Genomic DNA, 25,023 nt, shown 5'->3' with positions numbered 1-25,023 from the left:
GAGTCCGAAAGGAGCGCCGATGAAACCGATGGCCCAGATGGCGATGGTGATGAACCTCGACAAATGCATCGGCTGCCACACCTGCTCGGTCACCTGCAAACAGGCATGGACCAACCGCTCCGGCGTCGAATACGTGTGGTTCAACAACGTCGAAACCCGTCCCGGCGAAGGCTATCCCCGCGGGTACGAAGACCAGACCAGGTGGCGCGGCGGGTGGACGCTGAACCGGCGCGGCCGTCTCCGGCTGCGCGGCGGCGGCCGGTGGCGCAAGCTGGCGACGATCTTCAGCAACCCCAAGCTGCCGCGCCTGGACGACTACTACGAGCCGTGGACCTACGACTACGCCGACCTCACCACCGCGCCACTGCAGCAACACACACCCGTGGCTCGTCCCCGGTCCCTGATCAGCGGTAAACCCACCAAGATCACCTGGTCGGCGAACTGGGACGACGACCTCGGCGGCGCGCCCGAACACGGCCACCGCGATCCGATGCGCAAGGGCCTCGAGGACCGGGTGAAGTTCGAGTTCGAGCAGACCTTCATGTTCTATCTGCCGCGCATCTGCGAGCACTGCCTCAACCCCTCCTGCGCCGCCTCCTGCCCGTCCGGAGCGATCTACAAACGCAGCGAGGACGGCATCGTGCTGGTCGACCAGGACCGCTGCCGCGGCTGGCGGATGTGCGTATCCGGCTGCCCGTACAAGAAGGTGTATTTCAACCACCGCACCGGCAAGGCCGAGAAGTGCACCTTCTGTTTCCCCCGCATCGAAACCGGCATGCCCACCATCTGCGCGGAAACCTGTGTCGGCAGGCTGCGCTACATCGGCCTGGTCCTCTACGACGCCGACCGGGTCCTCGAGGCCGCGGCCACGCCCGACGACACCGATCTCTACGATGCGCAGCGCTCGATCCTGTTGGACCCCAACGACCCCGAGGTCGTGCGGGCGGCCGAGCGGGAGGGCATCCCGCGCGACTGGATCGACGCCGCGCAACGCTCCCCCGTCTACTCGCTGATCAACACCTACCGGGTGGCGCTGCCGCTGCATCCGGAATACCGCACCATGCCGATGGTCTGGTACATCCCGCCGCTGTCCCCGGTGGTCGACATCGTCCGCGACACCGGTCACGACGCCGAGGACCACGGCAACCTGTTCGCCGCCATCGAGGCCCTGCGCATTCCTGTCGACTACCTCGCCCGGCTGTTCACCGCCGGTGATCCGGCACCGGTCACGGCCGTGCTGCGCAGGCTCGCCGCCATGCGCAGCTACCTGCGCGACATCAATCTCGGCCGCGAACCGAAGGAGTCGATCGCGGCGCGGGTCGGCATGACCGGCGAGCAGCTCTACGATATGTATCGACTGCTCGCACTCGCCAAATACGAAGAGCGCTACGTCATTCCGGCCGCCCACGCCGAACAGGCGCACGGACTCGAACAACTCGCCACCGGCTGCAGCCTCGACTACGACGGCGGTCCCGGCATGGGCGGCGCGGGCCCGGAGACCACGGGCGAGTCCGGTCCCTTCGGCGAAAGTTCCGGCGGCGCATCGCCGATCGCGGTGGAGAACCTCCGCATGCTGCACGCCCGCCAGACCGCGGACACGGTCGCGGCACCCGTCGACAAGGGCAACCGCGTCAACCTGCTCAACTGGGACGGTAAGGGCAGACCCGACGGCCTGTTCACACCGAGACCCGGCTCCGCGGGCAACGGCAAGGGGCGTCCGGCATGAGCGTCCACGGCCGCAGCGGACGGCCGAGCGGCACCACACAGGCCCGAACTTTCGGCCGGAAGGACCGCACGACGGTCACCGACGCTCAGTGCCGCACCGCGTGGCAGCTCCAATCACTGCTCATCTCCTACCCGGACGAGCAACTGGCACCGCGACTTCCACTGATCAGCGGCGTATCCGCTGCGCTTCCGGAATCCCTCGGTGACCCGCTTGCCCGATTCCTCGCCTACGCCTCGGCCACACCACCGGTCACCCTCGCCGCCGAATACGTCGCCACCTTCGACCACCACAAACGGTTCAGTCCCTACCTCACCTACTTCACCCACGGCGACACTCGCAACCGCGGCATGGCCCTGCTCGGCATCAAGCACACCTACCGCCGATTCGGCCTGATACTCGACGACGCCGAACTCCCCGACCACCTGGCGGTGATTCTGGAATTTGCCGCCGCCCACCCCGAACCGGGCCGTCAGCTGCTGACGCGCTACCGCGCCGGTCTGGAACTGCTGCACCGGGGCCTGTGCGACTCCGGTTCCCCGTGGACCGACGTGGTCGACTCGGTGACGGCCACCTTGCCGCCCTTGCGATCTCGCGACCACGACCGAATCGCACACCTCGCCGCCGCGGGACCGCCCGACGAAGCCGTCGGCCTCGACCCGTTCGCCCCACCCGAAGTCATATCGCAGGGAGATCTCCGCCGATGACCACCCACCTCGCCGCACCCGCGACCGAAACCCTCAGTGCCCTCGACATTCTGCTGTGGGCCGCGGTGCCCTACCTCTCGATCGCCACCTTCGTCGTCGGTCACGTCTGGCGCTACCGCTACGACAAGTTCGGTTGGACCACCCGCTCCTCCCAGCTCTACGAGAACCGCCTGTTACGCCTGGGCAGCCCGCTGTTCCACTACGGCATCCTGCTGGTCGTCCTCGGCCACGTCGGCGGGCTGCTCATTCCCAAGACGTGGACCGAGGCGGTCGGAATCAGCGAAAACGCCTATCACGCAATCGCGGTAGGTCTCGGCGCCGTCGCGGGCGCCGCGACCCTGACCGGCGCCGCGATCCTCGTCTACCGCCGCCGCACCGTCGGCCCGGTCTTCAGCGCCACCACCCGCAACGACAAGATCATGTACGTGCTGTTGATCGGCACCATCGTCCTCGGGCTGGGCACCACGGTCCTGGGCAACCTGACCGGCCACCCCCACGACTATCGGGAGACGGTCTCCCCGTGGTTCCGCTCCATCTTCACGTTCCAACCTGATCCGGCCCTGATGACCTTGGCTCCCATAGGTTTTCAGCTCCACGTTCTCGCGGCCTGGGCACTGTTCGCGTTCTGGCCGTTCAGCCGCCTGGTCCACGTCTTCTCGTTCCCGCTCGGCTACCTCGCCCGCCCCTACATCGTCTACCGCAGCCGCGACACCGGACTCGGCACCCACGCACCCCGGCGCGGCTGGGAGCCCACAGGGTCCACGCCGGACACACGGTGACGCAGTCTCCCGTGGCACGATCCAGGGCGGCGCACAGTGCGCCGCTCAACGGTGCGCCGGATGAACCACCATTACCGGGCAATCAGCATGCTGGACAAGAGAATTCGAGGTCGAACCCAGCAGCGCGCCGCGGAGACCGCCGCGGCCGCGGCTGCCGACGATCAGCAGTTGTGCGGATTTCGACCAGGTGAGCAGGTGCGGCACCGGAGCCGACAGGTAGACCTTGCGCCATACCTGCACATCGGGATACTTCTCCTGCCAGCCGGCGAGCCGCTCCGCGAGGATGGCGCGCTCGGCTTCTTCGAGGCAGGCCCCGGGTAGCAGCGGGTCGTCCTGCCCGGCGAATCGGCCGTAATCCCAGTCGCTCCAGACGTGCACCGCCACGAGATCGGCCCGCCGCTCGGCCGCCTCCGCGAAGGCGGCCGCGATCGCCGCTTCGCTCACGCGGCTGCCGTCCACACCGACCACAACCGGGCCGCCGTCGCGAACGATGTTGCCGGACTCGGGATCCGGGCGGACCACCACGATCGAACCGTGCCCGTGGGCGGACACCGCGAGCAGGGTGGACCCCAGATGTGCGAGGGTTCCGGCCGAGCCGGTCGCTCCCACGACAGTCGCGAAGGCGCCGCTGCTCTGTTCGATCAGCAGGCGGGCGGGCGGGTCGTCGGAAACCATCGTGGTGAGCCGCAGCCCGGCCGACACGGAACGCGCGGCGTCGGCCGCCCGCCCGACAACCGCCTTCCCATGCGCTTCCACGGCCTCGACGACGGGCGGCACGACGACGTTGTAGGTGCCGATGACCCGGCGGATCCCACGGAGATCTGTCGCGTGCACTATGCGCAGTTCGCGATCGCGCAGCGCCGCGTAGTGCGCCGCCCACCGCAGCGCGTGGTCGGCGCCCTCCGAGCCGTCCACGCCGACCACCACGGCCGCCGAGGCCAGAAGATTCTGCTCGTCACTGCGCTGAGAAGTCATGTCGGCCCTCCGAATCCCTCCTGGTCGCCGAGCGGCAGCCGGTTCAACCGTATGAGCCGAGTGCTCCCCGGAAATGCGGTCGATCGTCACCGGCCCCGCGCCGAAAGACCACTGGTCCGGCCCACCGGCCGCGCCGGGCCCATCGACGTCCCGGCCCGGGACCTTCGGCCGTAGTACCCGGCGCCCGTCGCGCGCGACGCTGTCTCCGAACGACAGACGAGCGATCGGAGCCGCGATGGCTGACTATGTGGCGGACCTGCGGGAGTTGCGGTTGGCGGATGCCGATCGCGCCGGTGGCAAGGGCGCGAATCTCGGCGAGATGGTGGCCGCGCAGCTGCCGGTGCCGCCGGGGTTCGTGCTGTTGCGGTCGGCGTATCGGGGCGTCGTCGAGCAGGGACCGCACGGTGCGGAACTGGACGCCCTGCACGAACAGGCGCTGCAGGCGGCCACCGGGCCCGAGCAGAGCGGCAACCGGCTGGACGAACTGTGCCGCCGGATGCGGGAACTCGTGCTCGACATCAAGCCAGACAGGGCCGTCCGCGATGCGGTCGTCGAGGCGTATCGCGCTCTCGGCGACCAGGTCCAGGTCGCCGTCCGCTCCTCGGCGATCGGTGAAGACAGCGCCACGGCCTCCTTCGCGGGCATGAATCTCTCCCGCACCAACATCCGTGGCGACGACGCCCTGATGGACGCCGTGATCGCCTGCTGGGCATCACTGTTCACCCCTCGCGTCCTCACCTATCGGGCCCGCCGGAACATGCATCGCCGTCCGGAGATGGCGGTGGTGGTCCAGCGCATGGTCACCGCACGGTGCGCCGGGGTGGCGTTCACCGCCGATCCGGCGACCGGCAACCGCGACCGCGTCGTCATCGACGCCGCCCGCGGGCAGGGCGAAGTGGTGGTATCGGGGGCGGCACAACCGGACACCTATGTACTCGACGCCGCCGGACCGACGCTGCTGGAATCTCGGCCGGGCCGGCAGTCCTTCGCCATAGTCCAGGGACCCGACGGTGACCGCCGCATCGACCTGCCCGCCACGGAATCCGAATCACCGGTGCTCACCACCGAGCAGGTGCTCGCCGTCGCGCGGCTGGCGCTCGACGTCCAGCGCCACTACTCCGGGACTCCGCAGGACATCGAATGGGCCTTCGACGACCGGCAGCTGTGGTTGGTGCAGGCTCGGCCGATCACCATGCTGCCCGAGAACTCCGACTCGAAACCCGTTGCGGTCCAGCCGGATACCGCGAAGGTGATACTGCGTGGCCTGGCGGCGGCGCCGGGCCACGCGGCCGGAGCGGCGCGTGTGCTGTATTCGCCCGCACAGAGTTCCGCGCTGCGCGACGGCGAGGTGCTGGTGGCGCCGATGACCAATCCGGACTGGCTGCCCACGATCTCGCGCGCGGCGGCGCTGGTCACCGACAGCGGCGGAATGACCTGCCATGCCGCCATCGTCGCGCGCGAACTGGGCGTGCCGTGCGTCGTCGGCACCCGCACCGCCACGACCGACCTGCACGACGGTGAATGGGTCATCGTCGACGGGTCGAGCGGCCGGATCCGCGCGGATACGGCACCGGCCGGCGGCCCGGCCACCACAGTAGGCGCGTCAGGCGGCGCGCGGACCGCGGGAATCGGCGAATCCGCCCGTGCGGCAGGCAATTCGGCGCCCTCCGAGGCGACGGCGACTCGCGTGTATGTCAACCTGGCGCTCCCGCAGGTCGCCGAGCGCGTCGCGGCGACCGACGCGGACGGTGTGGGCCTGCTCCGAGCGGAGAACCTGCTCACCCAGGCACTCGACGGCCGCCACCCACGCGACCTGATCGCCCGCGGCGAGGAACACGCGTTCATCGAGAAGCTGTCGTCCTCGCTCCACCGCATCACCTCCGCGTTCGCGCCGCGGCCGGTCGTGTACCGCGCAACGGACTTGCGCAGCAACGAGTTCCGCGCGCTCACCGGAGGCACCCGCTACGAGCCGGTCGAGCACAATCCCATGATCGGTTACCGCGGCTGCTACCGGTACGTCCGCGAACCAGAGATGTTCCGGCTGGAGCTCGCCGCGCTCGCCCGGGTGCGCGAGCGGACACCCAATCTGCACCTGATGATTCCGTTCGTCCGCACCCGCTGGGAGCTCGAGGCGTGCCTGGAACTGGTCGACGCCTCACCGCTGGGCCGCGACCGCGGCATGCACCGGTGGGTGATGGCCGAGGTCCCCTCGGTGCTGCACTGGCTGCCCGAGTACGTGGGCCTGGGCATCGACGGCGTCTCCATCGGCAGCAACGACCTCACCCAGCTGATCCTCGGCGTGGACCGCGACTCGGAGCAGTGCGCCGAGCTGTTCGACGAATCCGATCCCGCGGTCCTGCACGCCATCGCGCAGATCGTCACCACCGCCCGCCGCCTCGGCATCACCTCGTCGCTGTGCGGGCAGGCGCCCTCGACCCGGCCCGAGTTCGCCGAACACCTCGTGCGCATGGGCATCACGTCCGTCTCGGTGACCCCCGACGCCCTGCCCGCCGCCCGCCGGGCCGTCGCGGCCGCCGAACGGCGCATCCTGCTCGACCGGGCATTGCAGAAGTCAACCGGAGACAGCGACCCATCGCATCGTGACTGACCGCTTCTTCGTCTCGACGGCCGCAACGACCCGACGACTCGCGGACCGGTCCCGATGCCGACCTCGCCGTCGGCCCGACGCCGACCTAGCCCGGGCTGCGGCGCTCGAGGAAGACGGTGTCGCGCCAGTGTCCGTCGAGTTGGGCGATGCGTTCGCGGAGTCCGATGGTGCGGTATCCGGCTTGGTGGTGCAGGGCGATGCCCGCGCGATTGTCGGGGAACACCGAGGTCTGCAGGGTCCAGAGTCCGGCGGTGTCGGCGGCGGTGACCTGGGCGCGGAGCAGTGCCTTGCCGACACCGCGCCCGCGCACGCCTTCGGCGACGTAGACCGAGGTTTCGGCGACGCCGCGGTAGCAGTCGCGGGCCGACACCGGGCCGGCGGCGGCCCAGCCGACCACGTCGCCATCGATCTCGGCGACCCACCGGTGCCCGGTCAGCCATCTGGCGTCGAGGTCGTCACGAGTGGGCACCTCGGTCTCGAAGGTGGCGTTGCGGGTGGCGATTCCCTGTTCGTAGATGCGCAGCACCGTGTCCCAGTCACGGTCGTCGAGGGCACGGACGGTGACGTCGTCGGGGACGTCCTGGGGGCAGCACTGCGGGGGTGGGAGGACGCCCATGACGGCGTCGGCGGCGTGCGGTAGCCCGGTGCAGCAGGCCGGGTTGATCGCGACGATGGTGCTGGTGCGGTCCTTGTGCACGGTGACGAATCCGACCTCGGCGAGCTTGCGCACGTGGTGGGAGACGGTGGGTTGGCCGACGCCGAGGGCGTCGGCGAGTTCACCGACCGCGATTCCGGCGGGGCGGCCGGCGACGGCGTGCAACAGCCGGACCCGGGTGGGGTCGGCGAGGCAGGCGAACCAGGCCGCGTAGGTGGTGGCGTCGGCCACCGGCAGCGCCTCGGCGCGGGAGGGGTCACGTACGACCGGCATGTCCAGCGACGTCATACCCACCACTATATCGACACTCATCAATGGTTGCATTCATCGACGCCTGTCGATACAGTTCGAGTCATTCGATCGATGGTCGTCGATGAAAGGAAGTGTGTGGTGGACGAATTGCCTGTGGTCGTGGTAGGTGCCGGGCCGATCGGCCTGGCCGCGGCGGCCGAATTGCGGGAGCGGGGCCTGACACCTGTGGTGTTCGAGCGCGGTTCGTCGGCGGGCGCGGCGGTATCGGAGTGGAATCACGTGCGGTTGTTCTCGCGGTGGGGTGAGCTGATCGCCCCGGCCGCCCGCCGCCTCCTCGCCACCACCGACTGGGTCGCGCCGGACGCGCAGGCGTATCCGACCGGGCAGGACTGGGTACGCGAATATCTGCTGCCGCTTGCGGATGCGCTGGGCGACAACGTCATCCGGATGGGCACCGAGGTTGTCGGCATCGGGCGGCGGGGTCGTGATCGCGTGGTCGACACCGGCCGCGACGGCGAACCGTTCACCGTGCACATCCGTACCGTGGCGGGGCGGGAGGAGCGGGTGCTGGCGCGGGCGGTGATCGACGCGTCGGGGACCTGGTCGCTGCCGAACCCTCTCGGCGCCGACGGGCTGCCCGCACTCGGGGAATCCGATGCGGCACAGTCGATCTCGTATCGAGTCCCGGACCTCGGTGACGACTCGGTCCGCGCGCGGCACACGGGGCGGCACACCGTGATCGCGGGGAGTGGGCATTCGGCGTTGACCGCGATCGTGGCGCTGGCCGGGCTGGCGCGACAGGCGCCGGGCACGAGATTGACGTGGGTGTTGCGCCGCGGCGAGGTCGGCGACACCTTCGGCGGCGGCGACGCCGATCAGCTGCCCGCGCGCGGCGCGCTCGGTGCGCGGGCGAAGCAGGCCGTCGACGACGGCCTGCTGCAGGTGGTGACCGGGTTCCGCACCGCCGCCGTCGAACCCGCCGCCGACGGCCGCGTGGTGCTGGTGTCGGAGTCCGGCGCCCGGGTCGAGGAGGTGGATCGGGTGGTGGCCTCGACCGGGTTCCGGCCGCAGTTGTCGTGGCTGTCGCAGCTGCGCCTCGGCCTGGATCCGGTGTTGGAGGCGCCGGTGCAGCTGGCGCCGTTGATCGACCCGAACGTGCACTCCTGCGGCACCGTCTACCCGCACGGCGTGTACGAGCTCGCGCACCCGGAGCCGGGGTTGTTCCTGGCGGGGATGAAGAGTTACGGCCGCGCGCCGACGTTCCTGGCGATGACCGGTTACGAGCAGGTCCGTAGCATCGCCGCCGCCCTCGCCGGGGATCACGACGCCGCGGCGCGGGTGGAACTCACGCTGCCGGAGACCGGGGTCTGCGGCGGTGCCGGGGTGTTCGACGACCCCGACTCGGCATCGGGCGACACGGGCGGAGGCTGCTGCGGCGCCCCGGCACCGGCCGCACAGGCGCCGACATCGGCACCGCAGCTGATCACGCTGGATCCGGTGGGCGGCGCCCGGTAACCGGCGATGACCGGCACCGCCATCTACAGCACTGCCCGACTGTGAAAGGCTCACCATGCCAACCGAATACGATGCGATCGTCGTCGGCGGCGGCCAGGCCGGGCTCGCCGCCGCCCATCACCTCACCCACCATCGGCTGTCTGTGCTGGTACTGGAGGCCGGACCGGACCCGACCGGGTCCTGGCACCGCTACTACGACTCCCTGACTCTGTTCTCACCCGCGAAATACAGTGCCCTGCCCGGGATTTCGTTTCCCGGCGACCCGGACCGGTACCCGCACCGCGACGAGGTCGCCGACTACCTGCGCGACTACGCCACCCGCCTCGCCGCCGACATCCGCACCGGTCATCGCGTCGACACCGTCACCCACGACGGCCACCGGTTCACCGCCCACACCGGCCACGTTTCGTTCACCGCGCCCCGGCTCGTCGCCGCGACCGGGTCCTTCGACAACCCGCACCTGCCGCAGTTCCCCGGCCGCGACGGCTACACCGGAACACTGGTGCACGCCAGCGATTACCGGAACCCGCACGAGTTCGAGGGACAGCGGGTGATCGTGGTCGGCGCCGGGAACTCGGCCGTACAGATCGCCGCCGAACTCGCCGCCACCACCGACGTGACGCTGGCGAGCCGCGCCCCGGTGAAGTTCGTACCGCAACGCCCCCTCGGTAAGGACGTGCATTTCTGGTTCACCGTCACCGGCTTCGACCGCGCACCCCTTGGCCGCCTCCTGCGCACGGCACCGACCCAGCCGGTCCTCGACACCGGCCGCTACCGCGCCGCCCTCACCGCCGGGAAACCCGCGCGACGGGACATGTTCACGCGTCTGGACGGCGACAACGCAGTCTGGGCCGACGGCACCCGCACCCGCGCCGACACGATCATCGCCGCCACCGGTTACCGGCCACACCTGCCGTACCTGGCCGACCTCGGCGCCCTCACCCCCGGCGGGCTGCCGCGGCACCGCGCAGGCGTGTCCACCACCCATGCGGGGCTGGGATACCTCGGGCTGGAATGGCAGCGGACCCCGGCCTCGAACTCGCTACGCGGCGTCGGCCGCGACGCCGCCCACCTCGCCCGCCACCCGAAAATCCTTGCCCCCGAAGCCCGCACCGGGCGGGAGCGTCATGTCGGAGCGTGACCATCCGCTCGTGCGCGGCGGCGACGACCAGCGCGACCGGGAATGTGAGCCCGGGAGCGGTGCCGAGCATCAGGTGACCAGCCACCAGCGCCGGATTGCCGAGGTAGCGAGCCCCGGTGAGGGCAGAGGTGACCCCGAGGACGACGCCCGCGACCACGGCGGTGGTCCGTCTGCCGTACCTGGTACCGGGCAGCATGAGGGCCACCGCCGCGGTCGTGGCGGCGGTGGCGGCCTCCGCGCTCAGTCCGGCCGCCAGCGAAAACCGGCAGCAGTGACAGGGTCGCGAACCCGGCAGCGACGATCACCGCTGCAGCCAGCACCTGACGATCGGCGGAGACCACGAACCGGGCGGCGGCCGCCGCCAGTGCCAGGCCCGCGATAAGCGCCGCGCCCACGCATTCGGTCAGCAGCCGACCAACACGGACCGACAGGGTTACGGGGAGGACATGAGGCCGCCGCCCGCGAGCCGGTAGGACGGACGTCTGGTCAGGAACGGGAAGGAAGCAGTTCGGTGACGAGTTCTTCGACGAGTTTGCGGATCTGGTCGCGGATCGGACGGACCGCGTCCACGCCCTTCCCGGCGGGGTCGTCGAGGACCCAGTCGCGGTAGTCCACGCCCGGGAAGTACGGACAGGCGTCGCCGCAGCCCATGGTGATCACCACATCCGAGGCCTGCACCGCGTCCGGCGCGAGGATTCTCGGGGTCTGGGCGGTGATGTCGATCCCGGCCTCGGCCATGGCCTCGACGGCGGCCGGGTTGATCGACTCCGCTGGCGCGGACCCGGCGGAGCGGACCTCGATCGCGTCCCCGGCGAGGTGTGTGAGGAAGCCCTGTGCCATCTGCGAGCGTCCGGCGTTGTGGACGCACACGAACAACACACTCGGCTTCGGTTTCGGGGCGGTCGTGGAAGTCATTGCGGCGGGGAGCCTTTCAGGCGGTGGGCAGGTCGAGTTCGGCGAGCAGGATCCGTACCTGTCCCTCGATGTGGTCGCGGATGCCGCGCACGACGTCGAGGGGCTGCCCGTCCGGGTCGGGCAGTTCCCAGTTCTCGTATCGGCGGCCGGGATGGATCGGGCAGGCGTCGCCGCAGCCCATGGTGATGATCACGTCGGCCGCCTGCAGGATCTCCTCGGTCCACGGCTTCGGGTACTCCCGCGCGATATCGATCCCGGCCTCGCGCATCGCCTCGACCGCGACCGGGTTCACCTCCGTACCGGGCTCGGAGCCGCCGGACCAGGCGACGGCACGATCGGCGGCCAGGTGCGTGAACCAGCCGAGGGCCATCTGGGAGCGCCCGGCGTTGTGGGTGCACAGGAACAACACCGTCGGCTTGCCGACCAGTGCCTTGCCCTCCACCTTCGCCAGGGCTTGCAGTCGCTGGCGTGCGAACCGTTCCGCCAGCAGCGGCAGGAAATTCAGTACCGTTGCGCGGGAGGCGAACTGGCTGAACGACGAATACAGGAACTTCTCGATCGTCTCCACCCCGAACACGTCGGCGAACTCGCGCTGCAGGCGGGTCGCGGCGGTCTTCAGGGCGAGCTGGTGGTCGATGGTGAGGGTGTCGCGCACTTGGTCGGCGTGTGCGAGCGGATTGTCGGACATCACGAGACTCCCGGATTCAGGATCGAACAGCATTGGTAGAGAAACGGTTACGGAAAGCCAGCGACACATAGACCAGTCCGACGAGGACGGGCACCTCGATCAGCGGTCCGACGACCCCGGCCAGTGCCTGTCCGGAGGTCGCGCCGTAGGTGGCGATCGCGACGGCGATGGCGAGTTCGAAGTTGTTGCCCGCCGCGGTGAACGCCATCGTCGTCGTCCGCTCATACCCCAGCCGCAGCATCGCGCCGAGTAGGTAGCCGCCGCCCCACATCAGCGCGAAGTAGATGAGCAGCGGTACCGCGATCCGCACGACATCGACCGGGTGCGAGGTGATCTGGCGGCCTTGCAGCGCGAACAGGATCACGATCGTGAACAGCAACCCGTACAGCGCCCACGGCCCCAACCGAGGCAGCAGCCGGGATTCGTACCAGGTGCGGCCCTTCGCGCGTTCGCCGAACCGTCGGGTGAGATACCCGGCGAGCAAAGGGATTCCGAGGAAGATGAGCACCGATTTCGCGATCTGCGACGGCGACGTGTCGATCGTGGTCTGCTCCAGGCCCAGCCAGCCCGGCAGCACCGACAGATAGAACCAGCCCAGCACCGCGAACATCACGACCTGGAACACCGAATTCAACGCCACCAGCACCGCCGCGGCCTCGCGGTCACCGCAGGCCAGATCGTTCCAGATGATCACCATCGCAATACATCTGGCCAGGCCGACGATGATCAGCCCCGTCCGATATTCGGGCAGATCCGGCAGCAGCAGCCACGCCAGCGCGAACATCAACGCCGGGCCGATCACCCAGTTCAGCACCAGCGACCCCACCAGCAGGCCGCGGTCGCCGGTCACCGAGTCCAAGCGGTCGTAGCGCACCTTCGCCAGCACCGGGTACATCATCACCAACAGCCCGACCGCGATCGGCAGCGAAATCCCGTCGAGTTCCACCGCCGACAACGCATCACCCAGCCCGGGAATCAGCCGCCCCAGCAGCAGACCCGCGGCCATCGCGGCGCCGATCCACACCGGCAGGAATCGATCCAGGGTGGACAGTTTGCCGACAACGGCAGGATGTTCGGCCGTGGTGGTCACGCGAGCACCTCCAGACCGGCCTCGACCGCCAGCATCCGCGACAACCGTTGCAGCGCTTCGGGAACCACCCGGTAGTACACCCACGACGCGCGGCGCTCACTGGTCAGCAACCCCGCCTCGCGCAGCACCTTCAAGTGATGGGAGATCGTCGGCTGCGTCACGTCGAAGCCGTCGGACATGTCACATACGCAGGCTTCCTGTCCCGCCCGTGACGCGATCGCCGACAACAGCCGCAACCGCACCGGATCCGACAACGCCTTGAACACCCGTGCCATCTCCACCGCGTCCCCCGCGGCCAACGGCTCACGCACCCGCGGCGTCCCCTCACACGACGACCCGGGCACACCCACCGGCAACTCCGACTTAGACATACGTCGATATTGACGGTAATCGATATCGAACGCAAACGAACATCCGATGAACACACCTGCCGAGTGCTGGCCCGGGCGAGATCCCGGCCGCGATCGGCCGGATGGGTGGACCATCCGGCCGCTCGGAATTCCCGGTCAGGCTTCGACGAAGCGCAGCAGTGCCGTGTTGACCTGGTCGGCGTGGGTCCACAGCAATCCGTGTGGTGCGCCGTCGATTTCGACGTAGTCGGCGTCGGGGACGAGTGCGGCGAACCGGCGGCCCGTCGCATCGATCGGCAGGATGTTGTCCTTCGTCCCGTGCAGGATCAGGGTCGGCAGCCCCGCCGCGCGCACCGCGTCGACATCCGCGCGGAAGTCCTCGAGCCACGCCGGGACGACCGCGTAGGCGGCGACCGGTGCACTGGCGGTGGCGGTGTTCCAGTTCGCCCGCACGACCTCCTCGCTGATGCGTGTGCCGAGGTTCTCCTCGAGGTTGTAGAAGTCCTTGTAGAACTGGGCGTACCAGGCATAGCGATCGGCCCGCGCGGCGGCGGCGATGCCGTCGAACACCTCCTGCGGCACGCCCTCGGGGTTGTCGTCGCGCCGTACCAGGAACGGTTCCAGTGATGCGAGGAAGGCCAGCTTGGCGACTCGCCCCGGCCCGTACTTGCCGATGTAGCGCGCCAGTTCGCCCGTGCCCATCGAGAAGCCGACCAGGATGACCTCGCGCAGGTCCAGCGCCGTCAGCACCGCGTTCAGGTCGGCGGCGAAGGTGTCGTAGTCGTAACCCGCGCCGACCTTCGACGACTGCCCGAACCCGCGGCGGTCGTAGGTGATGACCCGATACCCGGCGTCCAGCAGCTCGCGCGCCTGCAACTCCCAGCTGTCACCGCTCAGCGGGTAGCCGTGGATCAGCACGACCGGCTGCCCGGTGCCGTGATCCTCGTAGTACAGCTCGATGTCGGTGCTGTTCTCGGTGCCGACGGTGATGAACCCCATGACTGACTCCTCGCGACTCGGATGGCGTGGATCCTCGATCCACCTCGCGGAGAACGATCGTTCTCCGCGACATCTGCTACCGTAGAGAACGCTCGTTCTCGGCACAAGCACTCCGGAGGTGTGAGGTGGATCACCAGGTGCGGCAACCTGCCGCGGACGTGCGTGAACAGGTCGTCGCCGCCGCCGACGCCCTGTTCTACGAGCGGGGGATTCAGGCGGTCGGCATGGACGCGGTGCGGGCCGCGGCCGGTGTCTCGCTCAAACGCATCTACGCGCTGTTCGGTTCGAAGGACGACCTGATCGTCGCGGTGCTGCGGCACCGGTCCGCCATGTGGGACGACGGTCTGGCCTCGGCCGTGCGGCCGACGATGACCGCCCGAGAGCGGTTGCTGGCGATCTTCGACTTCCTCGACGAATGGTTCCGGTCACCCGACTTCCGGGGATGCGCGTTCATCAACGCCTACGGCGAGTTGAGTTCGGGCTCGCCGGCGGTGAAAGACGCGGTGCGGGCGCACAAGCAGGCGTTCGGCGAGTACGTCGCCCGGTTGGTCACCGAGATCGGCGCGCCGCCGGAGCTGGCACCCCAGATCGCTCTCCTCGCCGAGGGCGCGCAAACCACCGCGGCAATCGCGGGTACCCCGGAATCCGCCCACCAGGCCCGAGCCGCAGCACAAGCGCTCCTGGACACCGCATCGGCAACCCCTCGATGACGGCGTTCGCTTACCCTGTACAAGATCGGCGAGGGCCTCGTCCAGTCGGACTTTACAACGACCGGGGACATCGACGTTGTGCCACAGCACATCTCGTGCTGCACCGGTGGGCGGGTGAAGATGTGCTGGTGGAGGTGGACACCCCGGCCTGCCGTTTCCGCCAACGATAGATCGCGGGCGCCGGTTGCGGCCGGAACAGGTAGGTGAGAGCTGGCGGCGGGCCGGGGATGAGTGCAGCTTTCTCGGTGCTGGTCAAGGGTGCCGGTTGGTGATGATTGGCATGGTGACCTGGGTATATCGGGTTCGTTACGATGGTTTCGGACGTGCGAAAGACCTTGTTCCGGTACGGGTTAGGCCGGAAACTCCCTCCAGCGCCCCGGTGTTCGTGGGCCAGCCCGTGCGTCCCTGTCGAACCGCTGTCGGTACGAAAGGGACATTCGTGATGGCTGATCTGTCGTTCTCTCGAGGCAATGTGGCCGGAGCCCCGGTCGTCGTGATCGGTGCCGGACTGGGTGGGTTGTGTCTGGCACAGGGCCTGCGCCGGGCAGGCATCCCGTGTGTGGTCTATGAGCGTGATCCGTCCCCGGAGTTCCGTCGCCAGGGCTATCGGCTGGCTATCGATTCCCGGGGAGATGATGCGCTGCGGGCGGTGCTGCCAGCGAATCTGCATGCGCTGTTCCGTACGACCTCGAGTCATCCTCGGCCGGCGGCGATTCTCTACGACGAGCAACTCGTGTCCAGTGTCGATCTGCCCGCACCGAGTCCGGTCAATCTCAACGTCAACAGGTTCACGCTGCGTCAGATCCTGCTCGAGGGCATCGAGGTGCATTTCGGCAAGCAGTTCATCGGTTACGACCAGGACAGCAACGGTGTGCGCGCGCACTTCGCTGACGGCACGCAGGCCAGCGGCAGGATGCTGGTCGGCGCCGACGGCGTGAATTCTGCTGTGCGCCAGCAGTATCTGCCTCAGATGCGGGTTCGTGAGACCGGACTGTGGGAGATCTACGGCAAGATTGCGCTCACCGAGCGGACCAGGGCACTGTTCGACCCGCCGATGCACTCGGTGTTCTGCATGTTCGCCGCACCGGACAAGACTGTGCTGGGCATCGCACCGGTCGACTATCCCGAACCGGTCGCCGCGGCGTGCGCCCGGCTGGCGCCCACGGTGCGCTTGCGCGACAGCGAGCCGTACATGACCAACGCCCTGTTCATCCACACCGAGCGGTTTCCCGGCGCACAGCTCGTGCGGTCGCTGTCGGGGGCGGAGATCGGTGAGCTGGCGCTGGACAAGGTCGCGCAGTGGCATCCGCGTCTGCGGGCCATGGTCGCGAACTGGATCCCGGAGGCGACCTTCGCCGTCCCGCTACGCACCAGCGTCCCCATCGAAGCCTGGGAACCCAGCGCCATCACCCTGGTCGGTGACGCGATCCACGCGATGAGTTCGGCGGGCGCGTCCGGCGCCAACACCGCGCTGCGCGACGGCGCCGCGCTCGCCGCCGACCTGGCCGCCGGTGGCAGCGACGCGATCGCCCGCTACGAGGATCGGATGCGTGCCTACGGGTTCGAGGCCGTGCGCATGTCCGCACGCAGGGGCCAGGACTACTTCGGCCAGGATCCGCTGCCCACGCTGCAGACGAACTGAGCTACGGCGGGCCGGACTCGCCGCATCGGCCATGCATCCACCACCGACCCCCGTGTGCTGAATAATTGCTGTGCCGGTCGGTCACTGCCCGCGGGGCGCGTCGCGCGACACCGGCCAGACACCCATCGTGACGATTCCCCACATCGAAAGGCATGGCACTTGACCGAGAACGCACCCTCGAAACCGTCGCGAGTGGATACAGGCACCGCTGAATTGACTGTGCCGCAGGATATTTCACCGAACCCCGATCCGGAGGTCAGCGGTGGGGGCTGGCGGGCAGGGTTGTCGCTCACGGGTGCCGCGCTGCTGTTTCTGGCACTGCGGTTGCTGGCGGTGTCGCACTACGACTGGCGGCTGGCCTTCTCGATCGCGGGCACCATCGGTCTCGGTGACGTGCCGCGCATCATCGTGGCCACCCTGATGGCCGACCCCCACCTCGTCGGCGTGGTACTGGCCGTCCTGCTACCGGCGACGGTGCTCCACCAGGCGAGCCTGGGCCGCCCCAACTGGAACAGCCTCGGCACCATGGCCGCGCTGGTCGTGGTCGCCGTCTTCACCATCGCCCTGGTCGGCACCTACCGGATGTGGTGGGTACCGGCGCTGGCCGTGCTCATCGGCGCTATCCTGGCCACGCCGCTGCTGGTGTGGCGCCGAGATCCGAAAGCCCGCCGCTTCGAATGGCTGCTCGACCACACCAGCGTCCTCATGATCCTGGCCGCCCTGGCACTGGCCGCCACGATCCAGGTTCCCTGGGTTCCGCTGGAACGCATCGACACCCACACCGGCACACTCCAGGGCTACGTCCTCGAGAACCCCGCCCGGCTTCGTGAAATTACTCCCCGAACACGGCGCAGAACTCCGCATCATCAACATCACCGATATCCGATCACGCACCGAGATCCCACCCGAATAGGCCCGACAGCGCGATTCCGCCGCCGCAAGCGGACGATCGTGTTGCAAATCATCCGGGACCGGTGCACCTCCTTGCCGTCGGCGCGCATCAAGGCGGCGATCTTGCGATACCCCACGCCGGCCACTCCTCGGCGCACTCGTCCTTCTGCCGCTCTCAGGGCTTCGAGGTCACCGAATGAACTTGGTCCACCAACGCGGCGCCGTGCTGCCACACCCGCAATTGCACTGTCGCCTCCGCTAGAGCCAGTTTCAGCTGCTCGTTCTGCATCCGCAGCCGCCGCTGCTCCGGCGTGCCCTGCTCCCCGGCCGGAGCGAAGGGCACCTCGTCCAGCGCCTTCGTCCCGGCCTCCAGGAACGCCTGCTTCCACTCCGACCGATGCCGTAGCGCCCGTCTAGCAGGCCGCCCGAATTTTCGCCAGGTCCGGTCCAGACCTGAATCCGCTCCGCGACAATCGATACCGTTGCCGTGCATGAGAATCCGCCACACCCGCTCGCGGCGCGCACTCACCGCAGTTGCCGCGAGCCTCGCCTCGTTGATCGCCGCGGGCACACCCGCCGCCGCACACCCCGTCGGCCCGCCCACGCCCGGCGGCCCCGAGGCCCCTTCCGAAGATCCCGTCGACGGGCCGACCAACCTCGACACCCTCACCGCCACCGTCCGACCCGACCACGGCTACCTCACCGGCGTCACCGTCGAATTCGATCGCACGAGCCGCACTGAAACGGGCGAAAAGCCCGCACCCGCAACTCAGTTCGTCTTCCTGTTCGACAAGTCCATCCGTTTCCACCCCGACCGGTTCCCCACCTGCGACCGCACCGAACTCACCCGCAACGGCCCCGCGGCGTGTCCTCCCGGCGCACAGGTCGGCTCCGGCACCGCCGAGATCTATCCGGGCGCGATCGCCGACGTCGCGGTCTTCAATACCCGCTACGGCAGCGGCGAACGCGGCGTCCTGATCACCATCCCCGCAACGGGCGCCGTGCTGGCCAACACCCTCGAACCCGTCGACACCGGTTACCGCACCGACTACGCCACCGGACTCGACGAGCTGCTCCCCTCCCCGCTCCCGCCGCACGAACGCAGCGCCACCACCCGCTTCCGCGTCACCTTCGGCGCCACCCACACCGACCACACCGGAACCCACAGCTTCCTCGAATCCCTCTCTCTCCCAGGCCAACCCCTCACCTTCGGGCTCTGGAGCCACTTCGTGACCGGCCAGACCAGCACGCCGACCGACTCCACCGAACGCCCCCCTGCCATGACCGCGCACAGCCGCCTCCGGGCACAGACGACGCCGACAACCCCTGCCCCCGTCGACGGCCGATCCCGCCACATCCCCCGGCGAGAATTGCTGCGGCTGTTGACCATCGGCGCTGTCACCGCCACCGCGGCCGCCTGCACCGCCGAGCCCACACCGGCCGCATCACGCGTCGCCGACCGGGCCATGGACGCGTTCGACACGGGCTGGCGCAGCGGCGACTGGCAGCCGTTTCTCCAGATGCTGACACCCGAGTTCAGCTTCTGGTTCCCCGACGACCCCGCGCGGGGCCGATTCGAAGGCGTCGAGGGGCGCCGCGCGATCGAAGAATGGACACGATTCCACGGCCGCAACGGCAACCGTGTGCAGGGGACGCGGCTGCGCGTCCGGGCCGACGGTAACCACGTGTCCTACGAGTACGAATCCCGCGGCATCTCGGAATCCACTGCCGCCTACCGCAATTGGGAGTTGATCATCGTCGAGGTGCGCGGCGACCGGATCAGCGCACTGCACGAGTACTGGGGCCACGCGCGACCGGCCGAGTGCGGCGCAGGATCCACAGGCCCTGATTCTTGTCGGTGAGGTAGATATAGCCGCGGCAGTCGGCGACCACATCCTCGGCCTGCGTGACCAACAGCCCTCCTGCTACGGGTGAAGACTCTGTCCGACCGCACGCCGATGCAGTGCATCCGGCCTTCGGCCTAGCGTGGTCACCATCGTCTGGGGCGATCGCGACCAACCGTGCCCCCTCGGCATCGCCGAAGACCTGGCACGGAAGATTCCGCAGGCAACCCTCGTGCGGATCCGGGGAGCCGACCATTACGTCATGGAGGAACGGCCGAAGGAAGTCACCGAGGCCCTGCGGGCGTGGCTGCGCACCAAGACGCTGTCTCCACGCCCGAGGCAGCCGACCCGGCGGTGACGGGTGGGGAGGCCCGCCACCGCCGTCTATCACGTGAGTCGGCCGGTCACAGGCACAGGCTGAACTCGACGGGGCCGAGCGGGATGGGGGCGCACACCTCCACCGAGCCCGAGACCGGGGTGGCGGCCGCGGAAGCGGTGCCGGCGCCCAGGGCGCCGGCGGACAGCACGAGTGCGGCAACGGCGAGCGGACGAACAATTCGGGAGTTCATATAATAAACCTCGATTTTCCACTTGAGATATCCCAGGATCGGGACGTCCTCATAAAATCACGGTCCTCCCGAACTGCACTACATTCTTCGCGGAATATTGTGGTTACCCGACAGTAACTTATCGAATGTTCCGTGGCCGGTCACAAAGACTCCATCGTGGAAATCGCGGCCGTCATCATGCCTGATGATAGCTTTAGCGAATTTGTCCTGACGGCGTACAAGACGAACACGAAGAACGCAGTTGCCAATGCTGGCGCCACCTGTACTGCGAGCGCCTCTGCTTATAATGTCTGCAGGAAATTATTATTGCCGAGAAATGGCAGCACTATGACGATCGCGGACACGATCCTATTACTTGCACGCGGCCGCGGACTTGCACGTCTGCGTAGCTGAACGCCGAAATTGGCAACACGCCAGGCTTTGCTGAAGTATCAGATCATCCGGTGCCGCGGTCGCCGTGGCGGACCGGCCGAACGTGCTGGCCGCTCAGGGATTGCCCGTAATCGACTGTGTCCCGCCCGGTGTGGCCGCGCGCTATCAGCGCTGCGCGCAGGCGCGCCAGATCCGATGGCACGCTGGGGGTGTAGCCGGTCAGCGTCGCGATACGTTTGAGCCGGTAATCGAATGTGTTGGCGTGTATATGAAGGTCTCGGGCCGCGGACTTGCGGTCGAGGTCATTGCCGATGTATCGCTCCAGGGTCTCCAGCAGGTTCGGGTACCTGTCAAGCGGCGCCAGCGTATCGATCAGACACTTCAGCCCCGGGCCGGGGCGGGTGAGCTGATGTTCGAGGGCGAGGTCGCCGACCCGGTACAGCCCCGGGCGGCGCCGCAGACGCTCGACCGTAGCCAGTAGGCCGTGCACCTCCCGGGCGGCAGCGGGGATCTCGCCGACGACCGCTGTCGTTGCGGTCGCGGTGATCGGGACCTGCCCCGCCCGCGACAACCTGACGATGAGCGCGTCGAGATCATCGTCGGGCAGTGTCGCCGGAATGAGGACGGTGCCGCCGTCGACGCTCAACAACGCCAGCGCCGGCGGCCGGCTGGCACCGGCGAGCGCGGACTGCACTCGCCGCAGCTTCCGTCGCGCCACCACCTTGGCGTCGATACCGGGAGCCTGCTCCTCCGGATGAGGTGGAAGCGACACGGCCACAACATGATATGAGTCAGCCACCTCGATGCCGCATTCGCGAGCCAAGCTGTAGCTGGTGTGCCCGCTCAGCAACGCCGAGGTGAGTGTGTGCACCGCCGTGTGGTGTTCGCTCACGACTGCTCGCAGTTCTCGCACATACGCGCGTGACATAGCCTGCGCGATCACATCGACGATATCGAGTTGCCGTCGAGCGAAACCCTTCATCGCCTCGAAGTCGTCGGCGGAGGTCGCCGCGGCATGGACGAGATCGACGCCGAGTCGAATCCCCTCATAAACCGCCGACTGAATGGCATCCAACGGGATTCCCTCCCGCGCCCACTGCCCCGCCACCTCCTCCAACCGCGTGATTGTCGGGGGCACGTCACCGCCTTCGAAAACGGTGACCGCCAATTCCAAGCACAGGCTGATGACGACGGTGACATCCCCGTCGAGGGCCTCGCCCGGCAAGGTGCGGCACGGAGCGATCGTTTCGACGAAGTGCCCGACCATCTTTCGCGACAGGGCCGGAATATCATTCAAGGGCGAGGTCAGCCGACGCCCCGGCGCTCCCGAATAGGGCCGTACCGATGAGGTATCCGACATCGTCGCATCCTTCCCGCCGACTGCATCCCTCACTCGCGCCGACCGTAGCCGCAGCTCGGCGTCTCCATCCCGCACCACAAGATCTTTGGGGCCCCGTCGGTACACACCATGCGGACCGTTGTGACAGGAACCAATTCGCCGAACGGCGAACTATGAAATCGCGCAGTCTCGTGATGTTCGGCGGCCATAGCGCGTTGCCGGTGCGATGGTGCGCCCATACTTCGGCCCACACATTCGTGGCAGCACTGCGGATTCCAGGCGCGCAGGTGAGTCCGCGTGCGGTTTCGACATCTGCGCGCGTTTTACGCGCCTTGCCTGGATGGTTGTGAGACATCGTGTTGTCGGGGGCGAGAGTGGTCCCATGTTCCAAATAACAAGATCATGTTCGGCAGGGCAGAATTTTCCGAGATCTGTTGTGGCCCACAACAATACCGCAGTTCCGATTGGGACAAGCACCATCAGTGGCACTATCGTGACGTACGGGCGGAGGCAAGGATCCTGCTCTCCCGCCCATTCGAATACTGCTGCCGCACTTGACTATTCGACTCGCGACCGAGAGCGCCGCCGCTACGGTCGCGGGGTCGGATACGGCCGCCGCGCGGTCCCTCCGATGCCCCGGCGCGGTGCCGGGCAACAGTATCGAATACGGGCCGGGGCGGCGCGCACGGACATCCGCCGCCCCGGCCCTCCGCAGGTGCGACGTCCCGGCTGCTCGAAGACGTAGGCGCGGCAACCTCGGCGGCCCGGTGCCGACGAGCAGGAGCGGCTCATGGTGCGCCTGCCGTCGGCACCGGTCGTATCCGAGCTGGTGCCCGGTAGCCGTCAGGCGGCTACCGCGCACCACCTAGCAGTCGGAGCCGACGTGAATGCGGATTGGAACCGCTTGCTGGACAGCGCGTCCCACCGAGCGCGGCCTAGGGTCACCCCTTAGCGTTCATACCGCTGTGTGGTTGGGCCGTGTCGGGCGACGTGGTGGTATTTCGTGTGCTGTGGATCGTGTCGGGGATTCGCTGGGGTCGGCGGCGGTGTCGCCGTTGTGGGCGCGGGCGATGAGCGCGGCGCGGAGCAGTCCTTGATCGGATACTCGGCTGGGGTCGTATCCGGTGAGTTTCGTGACGCGTTTGAGGCGGTAGTCGACGGTGTTGGCGTGCAGGTGCAGCTGGCGGGCGGTGGTTTGACGGTCGAGGCCGTTGCCGAGGTGGGTTTCCAGGGTCTGGAGTAGTTCCGGGTGTCCGTCGAGCGGGTTCAGCATGCCGACGAGGGAGTCCAGGCCGGGGCCGGGGCGGGTGAGCTGATACTCCAGTGCGAGGTCACCGAGCCGATACAGGCCGGGCCGGCGGTGCAGGCGCTGAACCGTATCGAGCAGATCGTGCGCGTGATGCGCCGCGGCGGGGATGTCGGCACGGTCGGTGGTCACGGTGGCGGCCGTGACCGGGATCTGCCCGGCCCGGGAGAGTGTGGTGACGAGGTCGTCGAGGTCGCCGTCGGGCAGTGCGGCCGGGATGAGTACCGTGCCGCCGGTGACGCTCAGCAGGGCCAGTGTCTGCCCGCGGTGGCCGGTGGCGAGGGCGGATTGCACGCGGCGGAGCTTGCGTCGGGCCACTACCTTGGCGTCGACGCCGGGGAGCTGTTCCTCGGGATGCGGGGGAAGCGCTACAGCGAGGACGTGGTAGGCGTCGACGACGTCGATACCGCATTCTCGGATCATGCTGGAGGTGGCGGTATGTCCGCTCAGCAGTGCGGAGGTGAGGGTGTGGGCGGCGGTGTGGTGCTCGGCGACGACGGCTCGCAGTTCCCGCACGTAGGCGCGAGACATCGTCTTGGTGATCACGTCGAGCACATCCAGCAGCTGGCGGACGTGGCCCTTCACCGTCGCGAAGTCGGCGGCGGTGGCCCTGGCGTGGACGAGGTCGGTGCCGAGGCGGAACCCTTCGTGCACCGCGGAATGGATGGTGTCGAGCGGGATACCTTCGCGTGCCCATTGCGCGGCGGCGTCCTCCAGCCAGGTGATCTTCGCGGGAACGTCACCGCCGTCGACTACGGTCAGGGCCAACTCAAGGCACATGCGGGTGACCGACGTGACGTCACCGTGCAGCAGCTCCCCCGGCAAGGTCCGGCAGGGGGCGATATTTTCGGTGAATACTCCCACCATTTTCCGGGAAACGGCACGGACATCACTCAGAGACGAGGTCAACCGTCTATCCGAAGGGTTCGAACCGGATTGCATTGATCGGGCACCTGACATCGCCGAATCCTTCTTTCCCGCTGATAACTTGCCAATCGCCGGACTCACGGCCGCGGCGACACGGACCCCCACGCTCCCACGATGTTTTCGCCCAACCCCGAGGGAATCGGCCAATGAATTGAGCAAGAGCGAAATCAACGCAACCGGGCACAACAACTATGAAAGCGAAGTACAAGACCGCACATATAGGGCGACTTCTGCCAGCAACAGCCGCTGTCTCCTGGCGCGACCTGAACGACTATCGATTCCTGGCTGCGCGCGGCGGCGAGTCCGGAATGAAGCCCCGACTCTTGCACACCATCAATGATCTCGCCGCCGCGCGGGCAACCTTCGCCGAGCCGGTTACAGGCAGAAGCTCAGCTCACCCGAGCCGGTCGGCGCGGGAATGGGGACACACACTTCCACAGAGCCTGCGACCGGAGTGGCCGTGGGCGCATCCGCCGAGGCTGCACCGGCGCCGAGAGCGGTGGCGGACAGCGCGAACGCGACGACGGAGAGCGGGCGGACAGTCTTCGATTTCATACAGTCATCCTCGGTAGTGCCATGTGAAATGTCCCAGGTCTGGGACGGATCAATCTGAGCATGCCCCAACGAAAAATCTCCAGACATTTCCGAGAGTTTGTATCCCCGAAGAAGATTATCCTCCGCACCGTCGGGACGATTCACAATTATCCGGAAGCACTTATGATGATCATGTCATGATAATCCACGAGAATCTCACCGATGGATTGTGACCACATTTCTGATCAAATAGCCGAGGCCCGCCGAACCAAAGACGGAACGTCTTCTTCCGATATTTATCCGCAGGCTCATGTCATTCGATCGCGATGCCATGTCATGACACCGAGCAAGACGCCGGAGTTCGGCATAGTTGCCGTCACAAACATCCGCTATGTCCTACTTTCGCTGCCCGATTGCCCGTTACGTTGATCTTGCACAACTCCTCATGCCTGTCAGCTGCCGAACTCCCGATACTCGGATATCGCGATCCGG

At 67.9% G+C, this 25,023-nt stretch carries 24 protein-coding genes; 13 read left to right on the top strand and 11 right to left on the bottom strand.

The features are described from left to right. Positions 1-19 precede the first annotated feature (19 nt). Genes narH through narI form a run of 3 tightly spaced genes read left to right on the top strand, consistent with a single transcriptional unit; the run spans position 20 to position 3,209 of the window. Positions 20-1,726 carry a nitrate reductase subunit beta gene (gene narH, locus NM1_RS09995; RefSeq protein ID WP_068017103.1) on the top strand — a complete coding sequence of 569 codons (1,707 nt, stop codon included), beginning with the start codon at positions 20-22 and terminating at the stop codon, positions 1,724-1,726. Next, positions 1,723-2,430 carry a nitrate reductase molybdenum cofactor assembly chaperone gene (narJ, locus tag NM1_RS09990; RefSeq protein WP_084519338.1) on the top strand — a complete coding sequence of 236 codons (708 nt, stop codon included), beginning with the start codon at positions 1,723-1,725 and terminating at the stop codon, positions 2,428-2,430. The genes narH and narJ overlap by 4 nt, the downstream gene beginning before the upstream one ends. Further along, a complete protein-coding gene (gene narI / locus NM1_RS09985) occupies positions 2,427-3,209 on the top strand; it encodes a respiratory nitrate reductase subunit gamma (RefSeq protein WP_068017100.1) in 783 nt (260 codons plus the stop codon). The genes narJ and narI overlap by 4 nt, the downstream gene beginning before the upstream one ends. A gap of 45 nt (positions 3,210-3,254) precedes the next feature. On the opposite strand, the gene NM1_RS09980 is transcribed toward narI, so the two are convergent. Then, the gene (locus tag NM1_RS09980) at positions 3,255-4,184 is read right to left on the bottom strand and encodes a universal stress protein (protein WP_068017097.1); all 930 of its coding nucleotides are present in this window, start codon (positions 4,182-4,184) and stop codon (positions 3,255-3,257) included. Positions 4,185-4,419: 235 nt separating this feature from the next. Here NM1_RS09980 and ppsA point away from each other — a divergent pair, with 235 nt between their 5' ends. After that, entirely contained in the window at positions 4,420-6,792 is a 2,373-nt protein-coding gene (gene ppsA, locus NM1_RS09975) for a phosphoenolpyruvate synthase (RefSeq protein ID WP_068017094.1), read from the top strand. Between the two features lie 85 nt (positions 6,793-6,877). On the opposite strand, the gene NM1_RS09970 is transcribed toward ppsA, so the two are convergent. Next, positions 6,878-7,735 carry a helix-turn-helix domain-containing GNAT family N-acetyltransferase gene (locus tag NM1_RS09970; protein WP_068017091.1) on the bottom strand — a complete coding sequence of 286 codons (858 nt, stop codon included), beginning with the start codon at positions 7,733-7,735 and terminating at the stop codon, positions 6,878-6,880. 102 nt (positions 7,736-7,837) lie between these two features. On the opposite strand from NM1_RS09970, the gene NM1_RS09965 reads away from it, so the two are divergent. The 3 genes from NM1_RS09965 to NM1_RS42135 all read left to right on the top strand — a co-directional run bounded on the left by NM1_RS09965 (position 7,838) and on the right by NM1_RS42135 (position 10,630). Next, on the top strand, positions 7,838-9,214 hold the full coding sequence (locus NM1_RS09965) for an NAD(P)-binding domain-containing protein (RefSeq protein ID WP_068017455.1): 1,377 nt from the start codon (positions 7,838-7,840) through the stop codon (positions 9,212-9,214). 55 nt (positions 9,215-9,269) lie between these two features. After that, positions 9,270-10,355 (top strand): flavin-containing monooxygenase, encoded by a 1,086-nt coding sequence (locus NM1_RS09960; RefSeq protein ID WP_068017088.1) that lies wholly within the window; start codon positions 9,270-9,272, stop codon positions 10,353-10,355. Positions 10,356-10,483: 128 nt separating this feature from the next. Further along, complete coding sequence (locus tag NM1_RS42135; RefSeq protein WP_157123882.1) at positions 10,484-10,630, top strand: hypothetical protein; 147 nt, start codon at positions 10,484-10,486, stop codon at positions 10,628-10,630. Between the two features lie 211 nt (positions 10,631-10,841). Here the strand turns inward: NM1_RS42135 and NM1_RS09955 are convergent, their stop codons facing one another. From NM1_RS09955 to NM1_RS09935, 5 genes are all read right to left on the bottom strand, one after another. Next, positions 10,842-11,270 (bottom strand): arsenate reductase ArsC, encoded by a 429-nt coding sequence (locus tag NM1_RS09955; RefSeq protein ID WP_068017085.1) that lies wholly within the window; start codon positions 11,268-11,270, stop codon positions 10,842-10,844. A 16-nt stretch (positions 11,271-11,286) separates the two neighbouring features. Next, the gene (locus NM1_RS09950) at positions 11,287-11,958 is read right to left on the bottom strand and encodes an arsenate reductase ArsC (RefSeq protein ID WP_068017083.1); all 672 of its coding nucleotides are present in this window, start codon (positions 11,956-11,958) and stop codon (positions 11,287-11,289) included. A gap of 16 nt (positions 11,959-11,974) precedes the next feature. After that, complete coding sequence (arsB, locus tag NM1_RS09945) at positions 11,975-13,048, bottom strand: ACR3 family arsenite efflux transporter (protein ID WP_068017080.1); 1,074 nt, start codon at positions 13,046-13,048, stop codon at positions 11,975-11,977. Then, a complete protein-coding gene (locus tag NM1_RS09940; RefSeq protein ID WP_068017077.1) occupies positions 13,045-13,419 on the bottom strand; it encodes an ArsR/SmtB family transcription factor in 375 nt (124 codons plus the stop codon). The genes arsB and NM1_RS09940 overlap by 4 nt, the downstream gene beginning before the upstream one ends. A gap of 135 nt (positions 13,420-13,554) precedes the next feature. Then, the gene (locus NM1_RS09935) at positions 13,555-14,397 is read right to left on the bottom strand and encodes an alpha/beta fold hydrolase (RefSeq protein ID WP_068017074.1); all 843 of its coding nucleotides are present in this window, start codon (positions 14,395-14,397) and stop codon (positions 13,555-13,557) included. Positions 14,398-14,522: 125 nt separating this feature from the next. Here NM1_RS09935 and NM1_RS09930 point away from each other — a divergent pair, with 125 nt between their 5' ends. The 5 genes from NM1_RS09930 (at position 14,523) to NM1_RS09905 (ending at position 19,842) form a co-directional block, all read left to right on the top strand. Further along, the gene (locus NM1_RS09930) at positions 14,523-15,107 is read left to right on the top strand and encodes a TetR/AcrR family transcriptional regulator (protein ID WP_246010630.1); all 585 of its coding nucleotides are present in this window, start codon (positions 14,523-14,525) and stop codon (positions 15,105-15,107) included. Positions 15,108-15,549: 442 nt separating this feature from the next. Then, the gene (locus NM1_RS43870) at positions 15,550-16,749 is read left to right on the top strand and encodes an FAD-dependent oxidoreductase (RefSeq protein ID WP_068017071.1); all 1,200 of its coding nucleotides are present in this window, start codon (positions 15,550-15,552) and stop codon (positions 16,747-16,749) included. 159 nt (positions 16,750-16,908) lie between these two features. Further along, a complete protein-coding gene (locus NM1_RS42130; protein ID WP_147288789.1) occupies positions 16,909-18,057 on the top strand; it encodes a hypothetical protein in 1,149 nt (382 codons plus the stop codon). 74 nt (positions 18,058-18,131) lie between these two features. After that, a complete protein-coding gene (locus NM1_RS09910; protein WP_084519335.1) occupies positions 18,132-19,502 on the top strand; it encodes a nuclear transport factor 2 family protein in 1,371 nt (456 codons plus the stop codon). A 124-nt stretch (positions 19,503-19,626) separates the two neighbouring features. Continuing rightward, entirely contained in the window at positions 19,627-19,842 is a 216-nt protein-coding gene (locus tag NM1_RS09905; RefSeq protein ID WP_068017059.1) for an alpha/beta fold hydrolase, read from the top strand. Positions 19,843-19,888: 46 nt separating this feature from the next. Here NM1_RS09905 and NM1_RS42975 read toward each other — a convergent pair whose 3' ends face one another. Next, on the bottom strand, positions 19,889-20,053 hold the full coding sequence (locus NM1_RS42975) for a hypothetical protein (RefSeq protein WP_169814227.1): 165 nt from the start codon (positions 20,051-20,053) through the stop codon (positions 19,889-19,891). 132 nt (positions 20,054-20,185) lie between these two features. On the opposite strand from NM1_RS42975, the gene NM1_RS42125 reads away from it, so the two are divergent. Beyond that, a complete protein-coding gene (locus NM1_RS42125; protein WP_147288788.1) occupies positions 20,186-20,446 on the top strand; it encodes a hypothetical protein in 261 nt (86 codons plus the stop codon). Between the two features lie 43 nt (positions 20,447-20,489). Here NM1_RS42125 and NM1_RS09900 read toward each other — a convergent pair whose 3' ends face one another. The 3 genes from NM1_RS09900 to NM1_RS09890 all read right to left on the bottom strand — a co-directional run bounded on the left by NM1_RS09900 (position 20,490) and on the right by NM1_RS09890 (position 24,552). Further along, positions 20,490-21,785, bottom strand: a complete 1,296-nt coding sequence (locus NM1_RS09900) for a PucR family transcriptional regulator (RefSeq protein ID WP_084519334.1) — start codon at positions 21,783-21,785, stop codon at positions 20,490-20,492. Positions 21,786-22,719: 934 nt separating this feature from the next. Beyond that, a complete protein-coding gene (locus tag NM1_RS09895) occupies positions 22,720-23,937 on the bottom strand; it encodes a PucR family transcriptional regulator (RefSeq protein ID WP_114699353.1) in 1,218 nt (405 codons plus the stop codon). A gap of 435 nt (positions 23,938-24,372) precedes the next feature. Beyond that, complete coding sequence (locus tag NM1_RS09890; protein WP_068017050.1) at positions 24,373-24,552, bottom strand: hypothetical protein; 180 nt, start codon at positions 24,550-24,552, stop codon at positions 24,373-24,375. Between the last annotated feature and the right edge of the window lie 471 nt (positions 24,553-25,023).

The organism is Nocardia mexicana NBRC 108244, assembly GCF_001613165.1.
Classification (GTDB): Bacteria; Actinomycetota; Actinomycetes; order Mycobacteriales; family Mycobacteriaceae; genus Nocardia; species Nocardia mexicana.
This window is presented reverse-complemented; position numbering and strand designations above follow the sequence as displayed.

Excerpts from the sequence above, each read along its gene's own strand:
- narI (WP_068017100.1), top strand. The coding sequence starts at position 2,427 with ATGACCACCCACCTCGCCGCACCCGCGACCGAAACCCTCAGTGCCCTC.
- NM1_RS09980 (WP_068017097.1), bottom strand. The coding sequence starts at position 4,184 with ATGACTTCTCAGCGCAGTGACGAGCAGAATCTTCTGGCCTCGGCGGCC.
- NM1_RS09940 (WP_068017077.1), bottom strand. The coding sequence starts at position 13,419 with ATGTCTAAGTCGGAGTTGCCGGTGGGTGTGCCCGGGTCGTCGTGTGAG.
- NM1_RS09895 (WP_114699353.1), bottom strand. The coding sequence starts at position 23,937 with ATGGTGGGAGTATTCACCGAAAATATCGCCCCCTGCCGGACCTTGCCG.
- NM1_RS09910 (WP_084519335.1), top strand. The coding sequence starts at position 18,132 with ATGAGAATCCGCCACACCCGCTCGCGGCGCGCACTCACCGCAGTTGCC.
- NM1_RS09935 (WP_068017074.1), bottom strand. The coding sequence starts at position 14,397 with ATGGGGTTCATCACCGTCGGCACCGAGAACAGCACCGACATCGAGCTG.
- NM1_RS09955 (WP_068017085.1), bottom strand. The coding sequence starts at position 11,270 with ATGACTTCCACGACCGCCCCGAAACCGAAGCCGAGTGTGTTGTTCGTG.
- narH (WP_068017103.1), top strand. The coding sequence starts at position 20 with ATGAAACCGATGGCCCAGATGGCGATGGTGATGAACCTCGACAAATGC.
- NM1_RS09960 (WP_068017088.1), top strand. The coding sequence starts at position 9,270 with ATGCCAACCGAATACGATGCGATCGTCGTCGGCGGCGGCCAGGCCGGG.
- ppsA (WP_068017094.1), top strand. The coding sequence starts at position 4,420 with ATGGCTGACTATGTGGCGGACCTGCGGGAGTTGCGGTTGGCGGATGCC.
- narJ (WP_084519338.1), top strand. The coding sequence starts at position 1,723 with ATGAGCGTCCACGGCCGCAGCGGACGGCCGAGCGGCACCACACAGGCC.
- NM1_RS09900 (WP_084519334.1), bottom strand. The coding sequence starts at position 21,785 with ATGTCGGATACCTCATCGGTACGGCCCTATTCGGGAGCGCCGGGGCGT.
- NM1_RS42975 (WP_169814227.1), bottom strand. The coding sequence starts at position 20,053 with ATGAACTCCCGAATTGTTCGTCCGCTCGCCGTTGCCGCACTCGTGCTG.
- NM1_RS09890 (WP_068017050.1), bottom strand. The coding sequence starts at position 24,552 with ATGAAATCGAAGACTGTCCGCCCGCTCTCCGTCGTCGCGTTCGCGCTG.
- NM1_RS09950 (WP_068017083.1), bottom strand. The coding sequence starts at position 11,958 with ATGTCCGACAATCCGCTCGCACACGCCGACCAAGTGCGCGACACCCTC.
- NM1_RS43870 (WP_068017071.1), top strand. The coding sequence starts at position 15,550 with ATGGCTGATCTGTCGTTCTCTCGAGGCAATGTGGCCGGAGCCCCGGTC.
- NM1_RS09970 (WP_068017091.1), bottom strand. The coding sequence starts at position 7,735 with ATGACGTCGCTGGACATGCCGGTCGTACGTGACCCCTCCCGCGCCGAG.